The sequence below is a fragment of the Phaeodactylibacter luteus genome (assembly GCF_007993045.1).
GTDB classification, from domain to species: domain Bacteria; phylum Bacteroidota; class Bacteroidia; order Chitinophagales; family Saprospiraceae; genus Phaeodactylibacter; species Phaeodactylibacter luteus.
Window position 1 is genome coordinate 94,363 of the sequence record NZ_VOOR01000002.1, and the last position, 21,191, is coordinate 115,553.

Sequence of the window (21,191 nt, forward strand, 5' to 3'; positions counted from 1 at the left end):
TAGCGCTGCGAAGGGGGGTAAGCCCGATAGGGCCGAGCGGACAGCGAGCCCCGTAGCATAGCGGCACCTGCCATCGGGTCCCCCTCCTTGCGGCAGGGGCAGGCCCCTATCTTTGCGGAGGGGGCAGGCCCTCAGAAAAAACGGCTACCTGGTTTGTGCCCACAGGAAAAGCCAGCCTTAGCATCAAAAAGCCGGATGAGGATACCCCCCATCCGGCTTTTTGTTATTCAGTAGCGCAAGAAGCATTTACAGCTTATAGTCTTCCCGTTCGGGGCAGAATACGTCAATGACATAACAAGCTGATTTGGCGACAGCGGAGTGGGGCGTGCCCCCGGGGATCACGATAGAAGTGCCAGGCTTGCAGAGCTTAGTCACACCTCCCACGGTCATTTCCAGCTCGCCCTCAATGATGTTCGTGACCTGTTCATGAGGGTGTTGATGTTCAGGCAGCACACTCCCCATTTCAATATTGACGTGAGCAATGCTCAACTGTCCCGTATGGACCATTTGGGCGGTAAACCCTGGCAAGAGTGTTTGCAGGGGCAGTTTGTCTTTTTGAATAAAATCAGGCATTTTCAACAGCAGGGTTGGCCGGTGGCTTTTCGAAGAAATAAAGCAGGTCAGAGAGCGTCTCTTTGAGATCTTTACGGTCTACGATAAAATCGAGGAAGCCATGCTCGAGCAGGAACTCTGAAGTCTGGAAGCCATCCGGCAGTTCCTTTTTGATGGTTTCTTTGATGACCCGAGGCCCTGCGAAGCCGATGAGCGCTTCAGGCTCAGCGAAGTTGATATCCCCCAGCATAGCGAAAGAAGCAGTGACCCCGCCGGTGGTCGGGTCTGTCATCAGAGAGAAATAAGGGATTTTCGCGCTTGCCATCTGGCTTAGCTTTGCGGACGTTTTTGCCATTTGCATGAGCGAGAAAGCGGATTCCATCATGCGCGCGCCCCCAGATTTGCTGATCATGAGGAAAGGGACGCGCTGCTCGATGCAGTGGTCTATGGCTTTGGCAATTTTTTCGCCCACTACTGAGCCCATTGACCCGCCGATGAACTTAAAATCCATGGCAGCGATGACAAGTGGGCGGCGGTTGACCTTCCCCTGTGCCACAGCGATGGCATCCTTAAGCCCTGTTTTGTCCTTTGCGCTTTTCAGCCGCTCCGTATAAGGCTTAAGATCTTTGAACTCCAGGAAATCTTTGGAGACCATATTTTCGAAGAGCTCCTCGTACTGGCCGTCGAAAATTAGCCCGAAGTAGTCATAAGAAGTGATCCGGACGTGGAAATTGCACTGCGGGCATTTGAAATAATTGTCCTTCAGCTCCTTTACGGTTGAAGTCTCTTTGCACCGCTTGCATTTGTACCACAGCCCTTCGGGTGTGTCTTTCTTGTTGCGAGTAGCGGTCTGTATTCCGTCTTTTAAGCGTTTGAACCAGCCCATAGGGTGTTATTTTGATGATGCGACTGCCAGCAGCAGAGCCCATAGGGATGCTATACAACTGATCAGCAGCCAGTTTAGCCTCTGCAATGACCAAGATTATCCCAATTAGGGACCGTAGAACCGGGTCAAAAATAAGGCGGCAAGCCGGGAAATGGGAAAAATCCCCAGGTTTATTTGTACCGGTAAGCTTTCACAGCGTTCACAAAAGCCTTTACCCCTTCGAGCGGCGTATCCGGGTACACACCATGCCCAAGGTTGGCAATATGCTGCCGGCCAAAGGATTCCAGCATTTCGTGCGCCCTTAGCGCAATCTCTTCGGGCGAGCCATAAAGCTGGCAAGGGTCGAGATTGCCCTGCAGGATTTTTTCACTGCCGACCCACTTTCGCGCGAGCTGGGGAGAAGTGTTCCAGTCTAGCCCAACGACTTGGCATTCCAGTTCAGAAAAATCTTCTAAGGCGAACCAAGCTCCTTTGGCAAAGACCGTGACCGGCACTTCCGAGACCGCTTCGCAGATCGTCCGGAGGTACGGGAGTGCAAAAGTGCGGTACTGCCCGGGGCTGAGGATGCCCGCCCAGGAATCAAAAATCTGCACCAGCTGTGCACCGCTTTGTACTTTGAGTTTAAGGTAAGCGATGATGGCAGAAGTGATTTTTTCCAACAGCTTGTGCGCAAGGGCAGGATCTTGGTAAAGCATGCGCTTGGCTTTGGAAAAAGTTTTGCTGCCGCTCCCTTCGACCATATACGCGAGGAGGGTCCACGGCGCACCGGAGAAGCCGATCAGAGGGACGCGCCCGTTTAGCTGTTTACGGGTTTCAGCAACTGCATCGTAAACATAACGAAGCTCCTGAGCAGCGGCCTCCCCTTCCCTAAGCTGGTCTACATCGGCATGAGAACGGATAACTTCCGGGAACAGCGGCCCCCGTTTTTCGACCATTTCATAGGTCAGCCCCATCGCTTCGGGGATAACGAGGATGTCCGAAAAAATGATCGCTGCATCTACGCCCAATTCGTCTACAGGCTGTATCGTGACCTCTGCTGCGAGCTCAGGAGTTTCCACCAGCTCTTTGAAGCCTGACAGGCGTTCGCGAATTGCCCGGTACTGAGGAAGGATGCGCCCGGCCTGCCGCATCAGCCACACCGGCGGCCGCTCTACGGCTTCGCCACGTGCCGCCCTAAGGAAGAGATTGTTGTTTTCGCTCATGCGGCAAACTTAGCCAATTTTTTATTCAGCTAAACAATATTTCTCTATTTTGGGGGCTGCACCAAACTGACCTTACACTACGATGATAAAAAATCTACCGCTTCACTGGAAAATCATCATAGGCCTCGTTGCTGGCATTATCTATTCGCTGGTTTCTAGTGCGCTCGGCTGGAATGAATTCACCAAAGACTGGATCGACCCGTTCGGCGTCATTTTTATCCGGCTGCTAAAATTCATTGCGGTGCCTTTAGTGCTCTTTTCTATCATCGGCGGGGTAGCGGGCCTTCCCGACCCTTCGAAGCTCGGCCGGATGGGGGCCAAAACGCTCGTAGCTTACGTAGTGACTACGGTAGCCGCTGTAACGGTGGGGCTGGTTGTGGTCAACCTCTTACAGCCCGGCGGCTACATCGATGAAGGGCAGCGTGTCAAAAACCGGCTGAAATACGAGCTGTGGGCCGAGAGCACGCCTGGCGGCCGTATTTTGGACGGGCAGCGCTACCTCTCAATGCCTGAATATGCCGACCTCGTAGAAGAGGCAGAAAGCGCGATGGCTGCGGAGCTCAACAATCAGTCGGTAGAGGAGCGGATGAAAGCGGCAGAGCAGTTCAAAGAGGCAGGCCCAATGCAGTTTTTAGTAGACTTTGTACCGGACAACATCTTCGCTGCCCTTACCGATAGCGGCAGGATGCTGCAAATCATTTTCTTTGGGATATTTTTTGGGGTGATGTTGTTGCTGATCCCCGCCGCAAAAGCCCAGCCGGTGCGAGAGCTGGTAGATAGCGTCAATGAGGTCTTCCTAAAAATGGTAGAGGTCGTTATGGAAGCGGCGCCCTTCTTTGTGTTCGCCCTCATGGCAGGGGTGATTTCTAAAATGGCAAGCACCCCTGCGGAGGTCATTGAGATATTCAAAGGGCTGTTGAGCTACTCGGTGGTCGTTTTCCTGGGCTTGGCGTTTATGGTTTTTGTGTTCTACCCTGCCCTGATTTCCATCTTGGTCCGCAAAATAAGCTATGGCGGTTTCTTCCGCAGGATCAGCCCGGCGCAATTCCTGGCTTTTTCCACCAGCTCAAGTGCCGCCACCCTGCCTGTCACGATGGAATGTGTAAGGGACAATATCGGCGTCTCTCAGAACGTCACCAACTTCGTCCTCCCCATCGGGGCTACTGTCAACATGGACGGGACCAGCCTATACCAGGCTGTCGCAGTCGTTTTTCTGGCACAGATGCACTTGGTCGATCTGACGCTTGGGCAGCAGGTCACGATTGTGCTTACCGCTACGTTAGCTTCTATCGGCTCAGCAGCGGTGCCCAGCGCAGGGCTGGTCATGATGATTGTCGTATTGCAGTCTGTTGGGCTCAACCCTGCGTGGATCGCCATCGTATTTCCGGTAGACCGCATACTGGACATGTGCAGGACCGTAGTGAACGTGACCGGTGACGCCACCGTATCCACGCTGATCGCAAAGAGCGAAAACGAACTGGATGTAAAAGCGCCCGGGGCGCTGGAGCTGTAAAATAATATTAGGATAAACCAATAAAATCAAGGTCTGCAGATGGAAGATAGCCAATGGCTTGGTGTAGGCTCCCGGGTGAAGCACCCGGCTTTCGGAGACGGTGTGGTCATCAGGCTGCACAAAGAAGCCTACGATGTTTGTTTTATCACCTACGGCATTAAGCAGGTAGGGAAGGCCTATGACAAATGGGAGGTCATGGAGGCCCTCCCGGCTAGCGAGGCCGTGTCCTATTCGGCGGCTGAGGAATCGCTGATCAAGATCCTGAGGAACTTCAATGCGCTCGAGGAGGCTGTGCCCCTTGGCTACAAGTGGGAAGGCGGTACGCTCGTCTTGCGCCCTGGAGAAGAAGGGCTCAAGGAAAAGGAAATGCCCATTGAAAGCTTCTTTCACAAAATCGTCATGGTGAGAGACCGGCTGAGGGTCATGGAGCAGCGTATCAACAGCAGTGCCCTGTCTGACGAAGAAAAGGTCAATCTGCAGCAGTACATTACCAGGATTTATGGCAGCCTCACTTCTTTCAATATCCTCTTCCAACGCAAGGAAGATGCCTTCAAAGGAGCTAAAGGCTAACTGCAGGCTGGAGAAATCTGGCCCTCATCTGCATCTTTTGGGCAAAAAAGAGGTATAACGGATAACCAGAATATGGTGAATAGGGTTAGAAGGTAGACAAGCAGGGGCCTTGGCGCTGCTGTTGAGCTTTTTACTGAACTAACCGGATAGAAAACGAAGATGAAAGTTAAGCTGAGTTCATTTTTGCAGCCTGCTGCGTTTTTTTTGCTGGCTATCCTGCTGTTGCAGGCAGGCTGTATTGAGGTCGACAACAGATTCTCAGGCCTCCCGCCCGGCGTATGGCGCGGTGTGCTGGAGCTGGAGCCCAAAATGGTCACCCCCAACCCGAAAGGGGAGCCGCTCCCCGAAAAACTAGGGCTTTCCTTTGAAGAAGTCACCAACGGAGAGCTGCCTTTCAATTTCGAAGTCGTGTACACAGATGATACCACCTTCCATCTTGAAATCATGAACGGGGAGGAAAGGATAGTAGTAAAAGATATCACGATAGGGCTGGACCGGGCTACCGCAAAGGATACCATCGTCATCAATTTCCCAGTTTATGATTCCTATCTGCGGGCAATTTATGAGGAAAACATCATGGAGGGCGAATGGGTAGTCAACAACCGGGGCGAAGCCTATAGCATCCCCTTCGTTGCGCAGCATGGCAAAGGCCACCGCTTTACGACCTTACGGAAAACCCCTGCAGCCGACCTTAGCGGCAAATGGGCGGCCACCTTTGCGGTGGAGAGCAAGGACGAAGCCCCCTACCCTGCTGTCGCAGAGCTGGCACAAGATGGGAACCACCTTACGGGGACTTTCCTGACAGAAACGGGGGATTACCGCTTTTTGGAGGGCACGGTGCAGGACAATAAAGTCTATTTGAGCTGTTTTGACGGCGCTCATGCTTTCTTGTTCGAGGCGAGGATTCAAGAGGATGGTTCCCTTCTTGGCTCTTTCAGGTCTGGCAAGCATTACCGCACGCTATGGACTGCTAAAAAGGATGAGGGAGCTGCTCTTACCGACCCGGACGAGCTCACGCTCCTCAAGCCTGGATATGAGTCTATTGACTTTTCATTCCCCGGCCCAGACGGCAAAGTGCTCTCGCTGGACAACCCCCGATTTCAAGGGAAGGCAGTCATTGTCCAACTCCTAGGCACTTGGTGCCCCAACTGCCGGGATGAGGCGCTGTTCTTGAAGGCATTCCTGGAGCAGCACCCGGAGTACCCGCTAGAAGTCGTAGGGCTCGCCTTTGAGCGTTACCGGGAAAAAGACAAGGCTTTCAACGCAATCCGCCGCTTTCAAGAAAACCTGCAGCCTGGCTACCCTATCCTCCTAGCCGGGTTCGACGACAAGTCGGAAGCTGCTCAGGCATTGCCCATGCTCGGCCAAGTCCGGGCATTCCCTACTATGATTATCCTAGACCAAGAGCATAAAGTACAACGCATTCATACGGGGTTCAATGGCCCTGCGACTTCAGCCTTCCAGGCATTCAGTGAAGATTTTGAATCCTTCATTGCTAATTTGCTGCAATAACTGTTACAGGGCTCCCGCAAGGGGAGCCCAAAACCCAAAAATCTAAATCATGAGCACCAACAGCATTGCTCTAGCCTATTGTGCAGACAACGAACACTACGCCCAAAAGCTCCAGAAAGACCTGGCCCCCTCGGGCTACCGGTTTCATCTTTTTTCCTGCAACCGGGATACGGACAACAACTTCCTAGCCGACCGGCTTTTGCAGCAATCTGACCCCATCTTGCTCTTGATCAGTGACAATTTCCTGAAATCGGCCAAATGTATGAGCCGAGGGCTAAAGCTGTTGCAGGACAAGCGCCATGACATCCTCCCCGTTATTGTCAATGGCGTGCAGGAAGATGTGAACACAGGCGAGCGCAGTGAAGTCGTTACCGAGTTCGAGCGGGTCAGCGACATTATTCAGTACATCAACTATTGGCAAGACAAATACCTCGATATGCGCCGCCAGAAAAGGAATATGGCGCAGCGGGAGGAGGACAACTTCAACACCCACCTCAAAGTGATGAGGGAAGTCAGCAGCGAGGTAGGGGAATTCCTGCGTACGCTAAGGAGCATGACCTACCTGTCTTGGCCGCAATTTGAGGCCAACGCCTACCAGCAGTTTTTCATTTTCACTGAAGACAACCCCACATGGCAGGCCCTAAAAGGGAGCCTTGCCCCTGTCAATTCTGCCGGAGATTTGCCCCAGCATAAAGAAGAAGAAGCTTTGGCCCCCACTGAGCAGGAGCGTACAGAAAAAGTTGACGACAGCTCTGCGCCCCAGTCTATTCCTGATGAGGAAGAGCCTGACCTTAGCGGCATCCCTTATCTTGACCTCCTGCCAGAACAGGTGGCGCCCGGAGCAGATGAGGAAGAGCTGACCCCTGTAGCAGAGGAAGAAATAGGGGCCGCCGCCCCTTCTGCGGGAGAAGAGCCAGAGATTGAGCCTTTGGCTGGAGAAGACGAAATAGAAGCGGAGGCCAGCCTGCCAGCTGTTGCTGATGAAGCAGGAATAGAGGGCGGTATGTCGGACGAAGAGCTTGGCGACGGTGCAGATTGGTATGCACGTCAACAGGAGCAGGAAGAAGCTGCTGAAGAAAGCCGCACGGGCGAAACCATTTTCCCACCTTCTTCCCCCCTTCCAAGCACAGGCCCCGAGAGCGGGGCACCTGAGCCAGCACCTGAGGCCATTATGGCAGATGCGATTGCTATGCTTAGGGCAAATCAAGCCAAAGGAGCCATGGATTTGCTGTTGAGCGGCGTACAGTCACACCCCAATGAAAGCACGCTTCGGTATCACCTGGCGCTGATGCAGGTACAGCATTCTCATGATTATGAGGCCGCCAAAGCCACTTTGCAGCCTATTTTTGAACAGGAGCCTCACCACATTGATGCGCTTTTCTTATTGGGCGAGCTGCAGGAGCTAGCCTCCGAGTTCGAAGAAGCGCGGAGCACTTACAGCGAGCTGCTGCGCCATGATGAAGCCCATGCTAAGGCACATTACAGGCTGGGGATGGTACTTGCAGCGCACTTTGAGGGCGAGCGCACTACAGCAGCCCACCACTTTAAGGAAGCCGCCAAACTGGACAAAACTAATTATGATGCCTTGTACCAGTATGCCTTATTGCTGAACGACGAACTCGGGAAGCCCAAAAAGGCAGTCAAATATTTTAAGAAAACATTGAAGGCGAACGCATTCCACCCATTTGCCTACTATGACATGGCATTGGTCTATCATCAACTGGGGGAGTATGGGAAAGCTGCTGACGCTTACCAAAAAGCGGTACGGATCAACCCCGAGCTGCAGACTCCGGAAAACGACAGCGCCTTTGCGGTGGAAACAGTAGCGGCTTCAGCTGCACCGGTGGCCAATAGCCCGGCGGAGCCTTTGGAAGCCAGGCACGAGGCAGTTGGAAAAGACGTAGAAAGCATAGAGCAAACGCTCAGGGAAAAAGAGGAAGAACTGGAGCAGCTCCGTTCAGCGCTGAATGCCTTCAAATACCCCACTCCCCCTGCTCGGCCTACAGTTGATCAGACGGTACTGATTACTGGCGCTACATCTGGCATTGGCAAAGCCACAGCCCAGATTTTTGCGGAGCATGGCTACCGGGTCATCCTGACAGGGCGCAGGTCCGAAAGGCTGCAAGCCATACAGCAGGAATTCGAATCGGCCTATGAGGCTCGTGTTCAGGCCCTGGCTTTTGATGTCAGAGACAAGGAAGCTTGCCGGGAAGCAGTGCAGCAGCTACAGGGGGAATGGGCAGACATAGACCTTCTGGTCAACAACGCTGGAAAAGCGAAGGGGCTGGCCCCTATCCACGAAGGGGATATTGCTCATTGGGAAGAAATGATCGATACCAACCTTAGAGGCTTGCTTTATATGAGCCGGCTGGTTACCCCGGGGATGGTAGAACGGCAATCCGGGCAGGTGATCAATGTATGCTCTACCGCAGGCAAGGAAGTATACCCTAACGGGAATGTTTACAACGCGACCAAGTTTGGCGTAGATGCCCTGACTAAGGCCATGCGCCTTGACCTGCACCAGCATGGTGTGCGAGTGGGCATGGTCAGCCCTGCGCATGTAGAGGAGACCGAGTTCGCCTTGGTGCGTTTTGATGGGGATGCCAGCAGGGCCAAGATTTATGATGACTTCAAGCCCCTGAGCAGCCGAGATGTAGCAGAAGCTATCTTCTTTATGGCCACGCAGCCCGCCCATGTCAATGTGCTGGACATGGTCCTTCAAGGCACCCAACAGGCGAGCAGCACCATGATCGACCGATCTGGCCGCGAGCGCTTTGGCAGCGAAGAGGAATAAGCGGCGTCAACGCTTCCCTGCACAGAAAAGCCCCCGGCGCTCCATCGAGCGCCGGGGGCTTTTTTAGCAGCTGAGCGAACAGCCTATTGACCGTTTACCGTTTGATGACAAACTGCTCGGTGAAGGTTTCTTCTTCAGTGGTAATGCTGAGGAAATACATGCCTGCAGGCAGGGCTGCTACATTGATTTCTGCCTGCTCTGCAGCATCGTAACGGCGCTGCAACAATTGCTTGCCGTCTACGGTAAACAGCCGGATCTCTTCAATAGCATCATAAGACTGGACCGTGAGGAAGTCAGAAGCTGGATTTGGCTGTAGGAGGACATCTGCTTCGCCCAAAGAAGAAAGCTCATTGCCAAAGTTGGTAAGGCTAGGCAGTGGCGTGATGGTGCTGCGCGCTCCGCTCCCGGGCAAGCTGTTGCCAGAAGCAGAGAAGCCCGTCAGTGTGATGGCATCGATGTAAACCTGGTCCGAGTTGGTGCTCGCATCGCACTGAAAACGGAAGCGGGCGTTTGAGCCCAGGTTGAAGTTGGCCGCATCTAGGGTGACGGTCGCCACATAGAACTGTCCATTGGAAAAGCTCGACCCGCTAGCGTAAGTCGCTACCGTCTGCCAGCCACTGCCGTCATTGTAACGGACAAAGAAATCTTCCCCATTCTCCATACTGTTCGGATAGAAATAGAACTCCAGCTCTACGCTGTTGTACCCACTGAGGTTGTAGGCGGAAGAGGTCATGGAGGAGGCTGTGCCGCTGTTGTCCCGGAGGCGCATAGAGAACTGCCCTTCATAGCTTGCAGAAGACCGGACGCGGGCGCAATCACTGCCCCCATCCTGCCATCCGTCGAGGCCAGTCTCGAAGAAGGACCCAAATAGCACATCTGAGCCGCCGCCCGTTGGCTCGTCCAAGGTGGTGACAGAAACAGTAGCCGTGCCAGACTCATTGCCTGCGTCATCTACCGCAGATACAGCAAAGGTGTAAGTTGTGCTGGCTGTCAGCCCCGTAATGCCCGTGTTGGTTGCTGTAGTGGAGCCCAGAAGCGTCCCGCCCTGATAGATATTGTAGCCGGTTACCCCGACATTATCAGAGGAAGCCGTCCACGACAGGTCGGTAGTCGTTTGTGTAGTGTTAGAGGCAGTGAGGTTGCCTGGCACCGTAGGCGCCTGCGTATCGGCCCCGCCTCCCCCAATACAGAAAGGAGTCGCTTCGGAACTGCCAAAAGCACCACCGCTGGCCAGGGTATTGCCACCACCGCTGAGGCTATACGAGCCAGATCCATAAGCACAGCAGATGCCATCGCCATAGCTGTCAAATATGGTGAAGGTATAGCAGCCATCTGCCAAGCAGATGTCTTCAGAGACGGTGCTGCCATCAGGGAAATTGCCATAGGCACCGCCGCTCGCTACTGTAGCGCCGGTAGCATCGTTGGTGATGCTCCAGGTGGTCTCCTCCGGGTAGTTGTCCAGTACGATGGTAAGCGTAGCCTCTGTGCCATTGCAATTGCTGGGGCAAGACGGGCAATCTGGGCCGCCGCAGTCCACGCCAGTTTCCTGTCCGTTTTGTATGCCATCGTCGCAGGTTGCTGGGGTGCCGCCAGCTGCCAGCAGTGCGCCATAGGCATTTACGCGGCCATTGGCATACTCATTGTCAACACCGGCAGGGCCCATATCTATGGCCGTGCTGTAAAGGATGTTTTTCACCTGCGCTTGCGTCAGTGCCGGGTTGTACCCAAGCACAAGGGCTGCCACGCCAGCCACTACAGGGCAGGCAGAGGAAGTCCCTCCAAAGCCACCGGTATAGTTGCCAGATCCATATCCAGGGCTCCCCATGCGGTCGGTCGTACGCACGCCCGCCCCCGGCTGTCCGCCTACGGCATTGGAAGGCGCCATAATGTCAAGCGTAGGCCCATAGTTGCTGTAGCTTGAGCGGACCCCCTGATTGGTGAATGCGCCTACGGCAATCACATTGCTGTTATTGGCCGGGTAGCTCACGCAGTTCTGGTAGTCATTGCCAGAGGCAAAAGCGATGACACAGCCCAGCCCTCCACGGCCGTTGTTGGTCGCATCCGCCAATGCGTTGTTGATATTGGAGAAGCCGGAAAAGCAAGAGCCATAGCCCCAGGAGTTGCTCAGCACATCAGCCCCCTGATTCTTGGCCCAGGTAATGCCGTCTGCGATATCCTGTGTGCTCTCACCGCCGTAAAAGATATTGACAGAAATCATCTGCACCAAGGGCGCTACGCCCATTACGCCAATACCATTGTGAGAAGCGCCGATACTGCCTGCGCAGGAAACACCATGAGCGCCGCTGCTTGTGGGAGTGCCGTTGCCGCCATTAATGGCTGGGGTGAAACCGCCAAGCACCCGGCTGTTGCCATTGGCATCTGTAAAGTCCTCATGGAATTCGAGGCCGTCGTCAATGACTGCTACAAGCGTGGAGGAAGACCCCAAGGTCACGCCCCAAGCTTCCAGCGCGTTGCAGTCCATATCAGCCACCCCTTGTACGCCATCGATGGTCTGCCCGGTATTGTGCATTTGGAACTGCTGATTGAACAGCGGGTCGTTGTACTTTTTCTTGGGGGCATAAAAATCAGGGTGCGCAAACTCCGCGAGCCCTGATTCGTACAGCTCATTTGCCGCTGCGAAAGCCTCCCCCAAGTTGGAAAGGCGGATACGGTAAACACCGTACTTTTCCATAAACCCGGTATAGCTGTACTTCGCCAGGCTTAGCTGGAGCGCCCCTACATTGTCTTTAAGGGATGGCCGGAAGACAATCTGCTGCGTAGGGTAAACGGTGAAACCATCGGGGTACATATAGCCCGGGCTGAGCTGTACCTGTGAGGCATCAAGGCCAAGGGCTGCAAGTGCCTCGCTTTCCTGTAAGGGGCCATCAAAGGTAGCGACCCCGTAGCCTTTGTGGATAAACGCTTCAGCAGATTTGACCTGTGCGCTTTCGGCAGCAGCCTCCATCAAAGAGAGCTGCTGTGCTGGGCCTACAACGATATAGGTCGTCAGGTTGGGCGCTAGCGCAATGCGCCCCTCATCGTTGTAGTAATACTCGCTCTGGGCATTTAATGAAAATGCGCAAAGGAAGAGGGCTAATCCTAGTAGAATTTTGTTGTGCATAAAGTTAGTGTTGAAGTTAAAGCATATTTAGATGTTGTTCCTATTGCAAATCAAGGTTTTATAAAACCGGCTTCCTCACTGAATTTCCATTTAGCCTGCTAAACTCAAAAGGCGCAAACCACGTTGCCGTCTTTTTTGAGGGCCTGTCTCTTCCGTAAGGATGGGGGGCCTGCCCCTGCCTGATGGCAGGTGCCGCTATGCTCCGGGGCTCGCTGTCCGCTCGGCCCCTCGCCCTACAGGCGTCGGGTCTGGCCTTCGGCCACCCCTTCGCAGCGCTAGGCCGATGCCAGCCTGAAACCCGGAAAGGACAAACGCCTGCGACATTTTGGTGAAGCTCAACTCAAATGCAGTGGCTCCGCCAGAATCCCTACCGGCCATGCTCTGGCACAGCAGCCAGGCATAAATCCTTGACTTTCAAAACGAAACTGCTTCAAGTCAGCTCAATAAAGATATTTGTGATGAATGTGTGTGCGTAGATTTTAACCGTTTTTCTGGAAATCTGCTTAGACGCTAGAAAAGCACCACAGGTGTAAAATATGAATTTTATAATTTACCCCCAATAAAATTTTTTCCCCATAATGAATGAGCTGTTTTTAGCTGGCACATTAACGTTTGACCAATATTTAGCATAGCAACTATCCTTGTGCAACACTGCTGCACAAGAGCCAGGGGGTGCAATAAAAAAAGCGCTGCAGATAAGCCTGCAGCGCTTTTTTTATTGCATTTTCACTCACATCATTTTCACATCACCTTCGGTGGGGGCCCATAGCTTATTTGGGCGCAATGCCCTCGAACAGGGAGCGGATCTCTATCGACTGCTCCGGCTTCATCCGCCCGCTAAGGATAAGACGGACTTCCCGCCGGCGTGGCGCGCTATCGTAGCGCTGCTGTTCAATTTCATTCAACGGGATGACCGCAGGGACAGGGATAGGGTGCCCGTCTTCATCCAAGCCGACAAAGGTGTAGTAAGCGTGGTTGCAACGGCGCGGGTTGCCGCCTTTGATGTCGTGGGCAAAAACCTCGACAAAGACTTCTACGGAAGTGCGGAAAGCGCGGGTCACACTAGCCTCGAGGGTGATAACATCGCCAAGCCGGATGGGCTTTTGAAAAGAGACATGATCGACGGAAGCCGTGACTACATGTGCTTCGCAATGTTTCCCGGCGCAAATGCCGGAAGCGATATCCATCCACCTCAGCAGATTGCCGCCCATGAGGTTGCCCATAGGGTTGGTGTCGTTGGGCATGACCATTTCAGTCATGGTGGTGGAAGATTCGCTAACTCTTTTTGGCTTGGTGGCGCTCATGAACGGTGGATTGAGGAAGATACAGGAAAGGCAGGCCCTAACGGATCATTACCCCCTGCTGATTGATGAATGGGATGGTCGTAAAGTTGGATTTCTCGATGCTGCCTTTCACGAACACATACTTTTTGTCGTACATATAATCGTCGTGAGTAAAGCTGATCCAATACTCATTGGTCAAACTGAAGAGCTTGACCTGTATAGGCTCGATCTTCACAACCTCCAAAGGGCCGATTTGTTCGAAAAAATGCCGGAGCACAGTAGTAGCCATTTTTTCCCCGCCTACCTCGCCATAGCCTTTAGAATTCACAAGGACGTTCTGTATAGGCTCCTCTTTGAGGTTGATGAGGTAGCAGTCCCAAAGCTCCTCCTGCCCTTCTTGCCCACCGGGCCTTGGGGCCATAGCGATGGCCACATCTTCCACTTTCCGGTCTTGGATATCTTTTATCATAAGCGTTTACGGCCAAAGCCGTTTATTTGTCGTTTGGGAAATCAAGGCCCCCATTGGCCCAGTTGAAGCCAAATAAATTGGCGATCTCTTCTTTGAGTATAGCCTTCACTTCGTCCAAGCTGAGCTCACGGCCCAATTCTGCCTGCATAGAAGTAACGCCCTTGTCTTCATCAGCTATACCGCAGGGTATGATATTGCCGAAATGGGACAAATCCGTATTTACGTTGAACGCGAAGCCGTGCATAGTCACCCAGCGCTTCAAGTGGACACCTATGGCACAGATTTTACGTTTGGGCTTCCCATTGGCAGGGGCAAGCCAAACGCCTGTAAAGCCATCCTCCCTACCGCCTTCCAGCCCATAGCGGGCCAGGGTGCGGATGACGGCTTCCTCTAGGTAGCGCACATATTTATGGATATCGGTAAAGAATTCGTCCAGGTCGAGGATAGGGTACCCCACAATTTGCCCCGGGCCGTGGTAGGTGATATCCCCTCCCCTATTGATTTTGAAGTATTCGAAGCCTTCGGCAGCAAGTGCTTTATCATCCAGCAGCAAGTGCTCAGGCGAGCCGCTCTTGCCTAAAGTATAGACAGGAAAGTGCTCACAGAACAGGAGGAAATGCTGTTGCGGGCTGAGTGGGGCTCCTGCTTTGGCTTTGTCCCGGTTAGCCATTTTTAGGTCAACAGAACGCTTGAGGAGTGCTTCCTGCAGCTCCCAGGCTTCAGCGTACCGGATTTTCCCTAAGTCCTGAAATACAACTTGCTGCATGCTTTGAAAATGTGGCGCAAAGGTAAGCCCATAGGATTAGAAATCAAGTTTTTTGTAAGGTTTATTCCCTAGGAGGCTGCCCGCCTTTGAGAATTCTTAGGACCGAGTATCTTTGCAGGAAAAACAAAGCATGACGATTCGTGTACTAAGCATTTTTGCCCTGTCTGCTCTCCTCGCTGCCTGTGGGCCTGCCAACAGCGGTTCAACAGCAGACAGCAACAATGAGGATGTGGCCGTAGAGGACAGCCCCACCGACTCCCTAATCAACCCAGGGGAAAAGCATTTCGCAAGCCTGAAGCAGCTCACTTTTGGGGGAGACAACGCAGAGGCTTATTTCAGCTACGACAATACCCGCCTGGTATTTCAGGCCGCTAATGAAGCTTGGGATGCCCCCTGCGACCAGATCTTCTATATGCCGCTCAGTGGTTATGAAGGCAGCCGCGCTCCTATGCTGAGCACTGGCAAAGGCCGGACGACTTGCTCCTTCTTTATGCCGGGGGATACCACCATCCTGTATGCCTCTACCCACCTTGGGGGGGAAGAATGTCCTGAATCTCCTCCGGTCGTCAACGGGAAGTATGTTTGGCCAATTTATGACTCCTACGATATTTTTGTGGCCAATATGGATGGGCAAATTGTGCAACAGCTGACGGACCGCTCAGGGTATGACGCAGAAGCGACCCTAAGCCCCGATGGCTCTAAAATTGTATTCACCTCTACCCGTTCTGGCGACCTTGAGCTTTGGGTCATGAACACCGATGGCTCTGATCTGACTCAAGTAACCGACGGGCTGGGCTACGACGGCGGGGCTTTCTTCTCGCCCGACGGGTCACAACTGGTTTTCAGGGCCTCCCGCCCCAAAACCCCTGAAGAGCAAAAGGCGTATAAGGACCTCCTTGCTCAAGGGCTGGTACAGCCCACTGCTATGGAAATCTATGTGTGCAATATTGACGGCTCTGGCCTGCGGCAGGTTACTGACCTCGGCGGTGCCAACTGGGCGCCCTACTTTCACCCTTCTGGCGAGAAAATCCTGTTCTCTTCCAACCACCATGTTGAGGGCGGCCGGCAGTTCAATATCTTCTCTATCAATACAGACGGCACGGGCCTGGAGCAGGTGACCTTCGACAAGACGTTCGATGCTTTCCCGATGTTCTCGTACGATGGCAAATACTTGGTCTTCTCTTCCAACCGGAACAACGGCGGGACACGTGATACCAACGTTTTCCTGGCAGAGTGGAAAGATTAAGCGCCCGTCCCTCTTTTTGGAAAATCAAGGATGAGCGGGGCTGCCCCGTCCCGTCCTTGATTTTTCTCCTATCTTCACCCAAAACCACGCTGATATGCGCCCTTTTCTTTGCACCCTAGTGCTCCTGCTGATCATACCGTTCGTTGGTTTCGGGCAGATTGCTGCACCGCCTGTAGGCGGCGGCAGGGGCATGGCAATGGGGCAGACCGGGCTGACGTTCCGTGACGGGCATGCCCTGTTTACGAATCAGGCCGGGCTTGGCTTTTTGGAAGAGGCTACAGCCGTGGCTTTTGGCGAGCAGCGCTTTCTGTTGGAAGAGCTAGGGAGCTACAGCCTCGGTGCGGCCCTTCCCGTCGGCAAAGGGGCATTGGGCCTCTCCCTTAATCATTTTGGTTTTGAAGGCTACAATGAGCAGCGTATAGGGTTGGCATACGGCCGTCAGCTTGCCGAAGGGCTCAGCATAGGTGCAAAATTCATTGCGCTGCATACTCAGATCCCGGAATACGGCAACACTTGGGGGCTGACGGTAGAGGCCGGGCTGCAATACCAGCTGTTGCCAGAAGTAAGCGTGGGCTTCCACCTTGCCAATCCGGCCAGGGTAGAAACTGCGCCGGGCACTGCCTTGCCTACTTTGTTGAGGTTGGGCTTCCAATATGCCCCCTCCCAACAGCTTAAAATATTGGCTGAGGTGGAAAAGGATATTGATTTCACTGCACGGTTCCGTGCAGGTGCAGAATACCAGGCCGCAGAAGCTGTGCATATCCGCCTGGGCGCAGCTACACAGCCTGCAGAGGCTAGCCTGGGGCTGGGCTTTGCGCTTTGGGAAGGGATGAAGTTTGATGTCGCTGCCCGCTATCATCAGGCCTTGGGCATCACCCCCGGGGCTGGGCTTCACTACAGATTCTGAATACCTTATGAAAATACTGATCGTTTCTGCTACGCCGTTCGAGATTGCCCCGCTTAGGGCCTATCTCGAGAAAAAGTACGTCAAGAGCGCAGAACACCAATTCCAAAAAGGGAATGTGCAGGTATCCCTGCTGATTACTGGCGTGGGCCTGCCACTGACGGCTTACGCGCTCGGGAAAGTCCTCGCGCTTGAAGAATGGAACCTGGTCGTCAATGCGGGGGTAGCTGGCAGCCTGAGCGAGAAATATAGCCCGGGGGATGTGGTGCAGGTCGTTACAGAAGCGTTTGCAGACTTAGGCGTGGAAGAAGCGGACGGCAGCTTCACCTCCGTCTCAGAACTAGGCCTGATCGCCCCTGGCCAGCCTCCTTTTTCGGAAGGCGGCAAATTGGAAAACGAGGTGGGCAAAGCTTTTAATTTTTTGCCTGTTGCACATGGCATAAGCGTCAACAAGGTGCATGGCTATCAGCCCTCTATAGCGGATGTGAAGCGGCGCTTCCCGGAAGCAGAGGTCGAGACGATGGAAGGGGCTGCATTTTTCTACGCCTGCTTACTGGAAAAAAGGCCATTTATCCAGATCCGGAGCATTTCGAACAAAGTGGAGCCCCGTAACCGCGAGGCTTGGGAAATGGAAAAAGCGCTGGATGCGCTGAATACTGCTCTTATAGCGCTCCTGCAGTCCCTTTTCAATGGCTGAGGACAGCCCTCAGCATGCGGTTTTTGCCCGACATGTCCAAGAAGACTTCTACGCTTTCATAGCCTTGCCGCTTGACTTCCTGAGCAATGGCCGCTGAGCTGTGCTCGTTCAGCTCAAAATACAGCCGGCCGCCCTTTTTGAGCTTCTTCCGTCCTTGTGCCGCAATCTGCCGGTAAAATTGAATACTGTCTTCCGTTGCCGTAAATAGGGCAAGGTGAGGCTCGTGGCCCAAGACCCACTCAGGCATGAGCTCCCTTTCAGATGGCGGTATGTAAGGCGGGTTGCTCACTATGATGTCAACCTCAGATGGCATAGCTTCCCAGCTTTTTTCAGATAGCGCATCCAGCTCCTTCCATTCGATGTCCAGCCCTAGCTTTTCGGCATTGGCGCGGGCTAAAGCGAGCGCCTTCAAGCTTATATCTGCCCCCGTGATCGCCCAGGCAGGCTGCCGGTGCTTGAGGGCAATGGGGATGCAGCCGCTGCCGGTGCCAATGTCCCAGAGCTTGGGGATATAGCCCCTCTCCTGCTCAAGGATAAGGGAGACCAGCTCCTCTGTCTCTGGCCTGGGGATGAGCACATCAGGGGTCACCTCAAGCATAAGCCCAAAAAAGTGCGCCTGCCCCAGTACGTACTGTACAGGCTCCCCTTGCAATAGCCGCTCGCCAATGGCTTTCAGCTGGCCTGCGGCATCCTGCTCCAGCTCCCGCTCCTGGCTGAGGTTGAAAATGCCGAGGGCATCTTCAAAAACGATGCGTGTGATGCTGCGTGCTTCCCGTTCTCCGTATTTAGGGGCAAGCGCTTTGATAAGGTCTTGGCTTAATATTTTGATTTGGTTTTTCATTTTGGGAAAAAGTTGGAAAAGTAAAAGTAAACATCAGTAAACTACAAAGTTGCAGGTTTCAAACTGCGGCATCATGATAAAATGGGCTAGCGCTGCGAAGGGGTGGCAAGCCCGGTAGGGCCGAGCGAAGAGCGAGCCCCGGAGCATAGCGGCGCCCTGCCGTGAGGCAGGGGGAAGCCTCCAAACAGGCGGCCTGATCTGCGCCCGGTCAAATGATATCGTAGGTGATATTGACTAAGCCTGAATCAAAGGGTTCGACTGCTTTGCGCCTCAGCACGCATTCCGGGTACACCCCCTTAAAAAGGGGCCGCCCCTCCCCTAGCAGGCGGGGGAACAAGCAGAGGGTGATTTCATCCACGAGCTTCTCCTGCAAAAAGGCTCCGATGAGCTCGCCGCCGCCCACCAGCCAAAGCCCACTTCGGACCTTTTCGGGCAGGCTGCTGAGCCAAGCCCTGGAGACAGAGCCGCCTTGAGAGGTGTCTGGTGTGGAGAAGGGAGCCATTTTGCTGCGCGAAAAAACGTAGGTCGGCTTGCCTGCATAAGGCCAGGGCATGTCAAAGGCAGCTACATCCTCGTAGGTCTGACGCCCCATGATCAGCCCTTGGATACTGTTGTAAAAATGGTTGTAGCCATGGTCGTTCCCGCTGGGGTTTGGCAGCTCCTCTAGCCAATCGATGCTGCCATCTTTGCGGGCAATATACCCGTCTAAGGTCGCTGCGATAAATAACTTCACCATAGGTTGTTGCCTGTTTTTAGATGCCGTGCAAGATACCAACATCATGTTGCCCTTATAGCGCTGATCACGGTTTTTCATTTTTCAACGATATGCCTCTGTGCTTGTTTTCGCCACGGAGACAGGGAGGGCCCGGAGGCACACGGAGCATCTTATCTCTGTGCAGCTCTGTGTACTCAGTGCCTCTGTGCCTGTTTTCGTCACGGAGACAGGGAGGTTTAGCAGGCCTACTTTACCTAGCTCCTTTGCTAAAAGCAAAAGCGCTCAGCCTAGTTATGCCGTTAGGGCAGTTTTATAAATTTCCAGGGATTTTTTTATTCAGAATTTTCTATCTGAGTAAAGGCAATCTTTATTTTAACGTATAAAATATCCGGTTTTCAAAATAAGCGCTACCTTTTCAGGAAAACAAAGCGCATGGAACCAAAGCAGATAAAAGGCCAGCTCATCGACTTGCACAACAGAGCCATCTACCCTGCAACAGTAGTCATTGCCAAAGGCAAGATCGAGCAGATCAAGCCCTCTGCGCACAGCGGGGGCCCCTACATCATGCCAGGCTTCATAGATGCACATGTACACATCGAAAGCGCAATGCTGACCCCATCGGCATTCGCCCGCATTGCTGTAAGGCACGGCACGGTAGCCACCATTTCAGACCCACATGAAATAGCCAATGTACTAGGGGTTGAAGGGGTAGAATACATGATCGAAGATGGCTTGCGGACCCCCTTCCACTTCTTTTTTGGCGCCCCTTCCTGCGTGCCTGCCACAGCATTCGAAACCGCAGGTGCAACGATTGGGCCTGCCGAGATAAAAGCCTTGCTTGACCGGCCGGAAGTCCTCTACCTTGCCGAAATGATGAATTATCCCGGGGTGCTGCACCAAGACGAGGGTGTCATGGCCAAGATCGCTGCGGCCCGGCAGGCAGGCAAGCCCATTGACGGGCATGCTCCGGGGCTGCGGGGCGAAGCAGCCGAGCAGTATTTTGCAGCCGGCATCACTACAGACCACGAATGCTATACTTATGAGGAAGGGCGGGAAAAAGCGCTGCTCGGGGTGAACATCCTGATCCGGGAGGGGAGCGCCGCAAAAAACTATCAGGCGCTTGCCCCCTTGATCAAAGCCTTCCCTAGCCAAATCATGTTCTGCTCAGACGACAAGCATCCGGATGATCTGCTCAAGGGCCATATCAATACAACTGCTGCCAGGGCGATACAAGAAGGGTATGATTTTTTTGACGTCTTGAGGGCAGCCTGCATCCACCCCATCGATCATTACCGCCTGCCCGTTGGGCAGCTTCGGGAAGGCGATCCCGCTGATTTTATTTTGGTGGAGGACTTGGAGCGCTTTACGGTAAGGGCTACTTTTCTAAGCGGGGCTTGCGCTTTTTCAGACGGCGCCTGCCAATGGGAGCGCGCGCCTGTCAAAATCGTCAACCAATTTTCAGCACAGCCCATTAAGCCTGAGCAGTTGCAGATCCCGGAAAAAGAAGGGGCCAAGGTAAAGGCCATCCGTGCACACGATGGAGAACTGATCACGAGCACCACCCTGCTGCCGCCCAAGAGCGAGGGCGGCTTTTGGCTTTGCGACCCTGGCCAAGACCTCCTCAAAATTGCCGTCTGCAACCGGTACAAGGCAGCCCCTGTGGCTACTGCCTTCATCACCGGCACCGGCATAAAAAAAGGGGCGATTGCCTCCTGTGTAGCACATGACTCCCACAACATCATTGCCATAGGAGCAGACGATGAATCTATCTGCCGGGCAGTCAACCTGATCGTCAGGCACAAAGGAGGCATTAGCGCGGCGTGGGAAGAAGGGGAGAAAGTCTTGCCGCTGCCAATAGCCGGGATCATGTCCGAGCAAGACGGCGAGCCGGTGGCCAAGGCCTATCAGGAGATAGATGAATATGCAAAGACTCTGCTGGGCAGCACTTTGAGCGCACCTTTCATGACCCTTTCCTTTATGGGGCTGCTGGTGATCCCCCAGCTAAAGATGAGCGATCTAGGGCTATTCGACGGCCAGGCGTTCCGCTTTACGGAAGTATGGCAAGCATAGCTGTGCTGCAGCGGGGACAGCCTGAAAATTCAATGGCCCACTGCGGTATT

General features: G+C 53.7%; 17 protein-coding genes. 8 read left to right on the top strand and 9 right to left on the bottom strand.

Annotation, left to right across the window (positions count from 1 at the left end):
* Positions 1 to 246 precede the first annotated feature (246 nt).
* The 3 genes from FRY97_RS01360 to hemE all read right to left on the bottom strand — a co-directional run bounded on the left by FRY97_RS01360 (position 247) and on the right by hemE (position 2,640).
* The gene (locus tag FRY97_RS01360) at positions 247 to 573 is read right to left on the bottom strand and encodes a cupin domain-containing protein (protein ID WP_147165617.1); all 327 of its coding nucleotides are present in this window, start codon (positions 571 to 573) and stop codon (positions 247 to 249) included.
* Positions 566 to 1,438, bottom strand: a complete 873-nt coding sequence (gene accD, locus FRY97_RS01365; RefSeq protein ID WP_147165618.1) for an acetyl-CoA carboxylase, carboxyltransferase subunit beta — start codon at positions 1,436 to 1,438, stop codon at positions 566 to 568. The genes FRY97_RS01360 and accD overlap by 8 nt, the downstream gene beginning before the upstream one ends.
* Before the next feature lie 170 nt (positions 1,439 to 1,608).
* Complete coding sequence (hemE, locus tag FRY97_RS01370) at positions 1,609 to 2,640, bottom strand: uroporphyrinogen decarboxylase (RefSeq protein ID WP_147165619.1); 1,032 nt, start codon at positions 2,638 to 2,640, stop codon at positions 1,609 to 1,611.
* A gap of 85 nt (positions 2,641 to 2,725) precedes the next feature.
* Here hemE and FRY97_RS01375 point away from each other — a divergent pair, with 85 nt between their 5' ends.
* From FRY97_RS01375 to FRY97_RS01390, 4 genes are all read left to right on the top strand, one after another.
* Complete coding sequence (locus tag FRY97_RS01375) at positions 2,726 to 4,153, top strand: dicarboxylate/amino acid:cation symporter (RefSeq protein WP_147165703.1); 1,428 nt, start codon at positions 2,726 to 2,728, stop codon at positions 4,151 to 4,153.
* Between the two features lie 39 nt (positions 4,154 to 4,192).
* Positions 4,193 to 4,723, top strand: a complete 531-nt coding sequence (locus tag FRY97_RS01380) for a hypothetical protein (RefSeq protein WP_147165620.1) — start codon at positions 4,193 to 4,195, stop codon at positions 4,721 to 4,723.
* Positions 4,724 to 4,882: 159 nt separating this feature from the next.
* Positions 4,883 to 6,235, top strand: coding sequence for a TlpA disulfide reductase family protein (locus tag FRY97_RS01385; protein WP_147165621.1), 1,353 nt, complete (start codon positions 4,883 to 4,885; stop codon positions 6,233 to 6,235).
* A gap of 49 nt (positions 6,236 to 6,284) precedes the next feature.
* The gene (locus FRY97_RS01390) at positions 6,285 to 9,029 is read left to right on the top strand and encodes an SDR family NAD(P)-dependent oxidoreductase (RefSeq protein WP_147165622.1); all 2,745 of its coding nucleotides are present in this window, start codon (positions 6,285 to 6,287) and stop codon (positions 9,027 to 9,029) included.
* A 94-nt stretch (positions 9,030 to 9,123) separates the two neighbouring features.
* Here the strand turns inward: FRY97_RS01390 and FRY97_RS01395 are convergent, their stop codons facing one another.
* From FRY97_RS01395 to lipB, 4 genes are all read right to left on the bottom strand, one after another.
* Positions 9,124 to 12,150 carry a S8 family serine peptidase gene (locus tag FRY97_RS01395; protein WP_147165623.1) on the bottom strand — a complete coding sequence of 1,009 codons (3,027 nt, stop codon included), beginning with the start codon at positions 12,148 to 12,150 and terminating at the stop codon, positions 9,124 to 9,126.
* A 770-nt stretch (positions 12,151 to 12,920) separates the two neighbouring features.
* The gene (locus FRY97_RS01400; protein WP_147165624.1) at positions 12,921 to 13,454 is read right to left on the bottom strand and encodes an acyl-CoA thioesterase; all 534 of its coding nucleotides are present in this window, start codon (positions 13,452 to 13,454) and stop codon (positions 12,921 to 12,923) included.
* 37 nt (positions 13,455 to 13,491) lie between these two features.
* On the bottom strand, positions 13,492 to 13,902 hold the full coding sequence (locus FRY97_RS01405; RefSeq protein ID WP_147165625.1) for a hypothetical protein: 411 nt from the start codon (positions 13,900 to 13,902) through the stop codon (positions 13,492 to 13,494).
* 22 nt (positions 13,903 to 13,924) lie between these two features.
* Complete coding sequence (lipB, locus tag FRY97_RS01410) at positions 13,925 to 14,668, bottom strand: lipoyl(octanoyl) transferase LipB (protein ID WP_147165626.1); 744 nt, start codon at positions 14,666 to 14,668, stop codon at positions 13,925 to 13,927.
* 130 nt (positions 14,669 to 14,798) lie between these two features.
* Here lipB and FRY97_RS01415 point away from each other — a divergent pair, with 130 nt between their 5' ends.
* The 3 genes from FRY97_RS01415 to mqnB all read left to right on the top strand — a co-directional run bounded on the left by FRY97_RS01415 (position 14,799) and on the right by mqnB (position 17,515).
* Positions 14,799 to 15,914 (top strand): TolB family protein, encoded by a 1,116-nt coding sequence (locus FRY97_RS01415; RefSeq protein ID WP_147165627.1) that lies wholly within the window; start codon positions 14,799 to 14,801, stop codon positions 15,912 to 15,914.
* A gap of 94 nt (positions 15,915 to 16,008) precedes the next feature.
* Positions 16,009 to 16,821 carry a PorV/PorQ family protein gene (locus tag FRY97_RS01420; protein ID WP_147165628.1) on the top strand — a complete coding sequence of 271 codons (813 nt, stop codon included), beginning with the start codon at positions 16,009 to 16,011 and terminating at the stop codon, positions 16,819 to 16,821.
* Between the two features lie 7 nt (positions 16,822 to 16,828).
* Positions 16,829 to 17,515: a futalosine hydrolase gene (gene mqnB, locus FRY97_RS01425; protein ID WP_170254445.1), complete on the top strand. Its 687-nt coding sequence runs from the start codon at positions 16,829 to 16,831 to the stop codon at positions 17,513 to 17,515.
* On the opposite strand, the gene prmC is transcribed toward mqnB, so the two are convergent.
* Both prmC and FRY97_RS01435 read right to left on the bottom strand, forming a co-directional pair.
* Positions 17,505 to 18,356: a peptide chain release factor N(5)-glutamine methyltransferase gene (gene prmC / locus FRY97_RS01430; RefSeq protein WP_147165630.1), complete on the bottom strand. Its 852-nt coding sequence runs from the start codon at positions 18,354 to 18,356 to the stop codon at positions 17,505 to 17,507. The genes mqnB and prmC overlap by 11 nt on opposite strands.
* 208 nt (positions 18,357 to 18,564) lie before the next feature.
* The gene (locus tag FRY97_RS01435) at positions 18,565 to 19,092 is read right to left on the bottom strand and encodes a dihydrofolate reductase family protein (protein ID WP_170254446.1); all 528 of its coding nucleotides are present in this window, start codon (positions 19,090 to 19,092) and stop codon (positions 18,565 to 18,567) included.
* Between the two features lie 411 nt (positions 19,093 to 19,503).
* On the opposite strand from FRY97_RS01435, the gene ade reads away from it, so the two are divergent.
* A complete protein-coding gene (gene ade, locus FRY97_RS01440; protein ID WP_147165632.1) occupies positions 19,504 to 21,141 on the top strand; it encodes an adenine deaminase in 1,638 nt (545 codons plus the stop codon).
* The last annotated feature ends 50 nt before the right edge of the window (positions 21,142 to 21,191 follow it).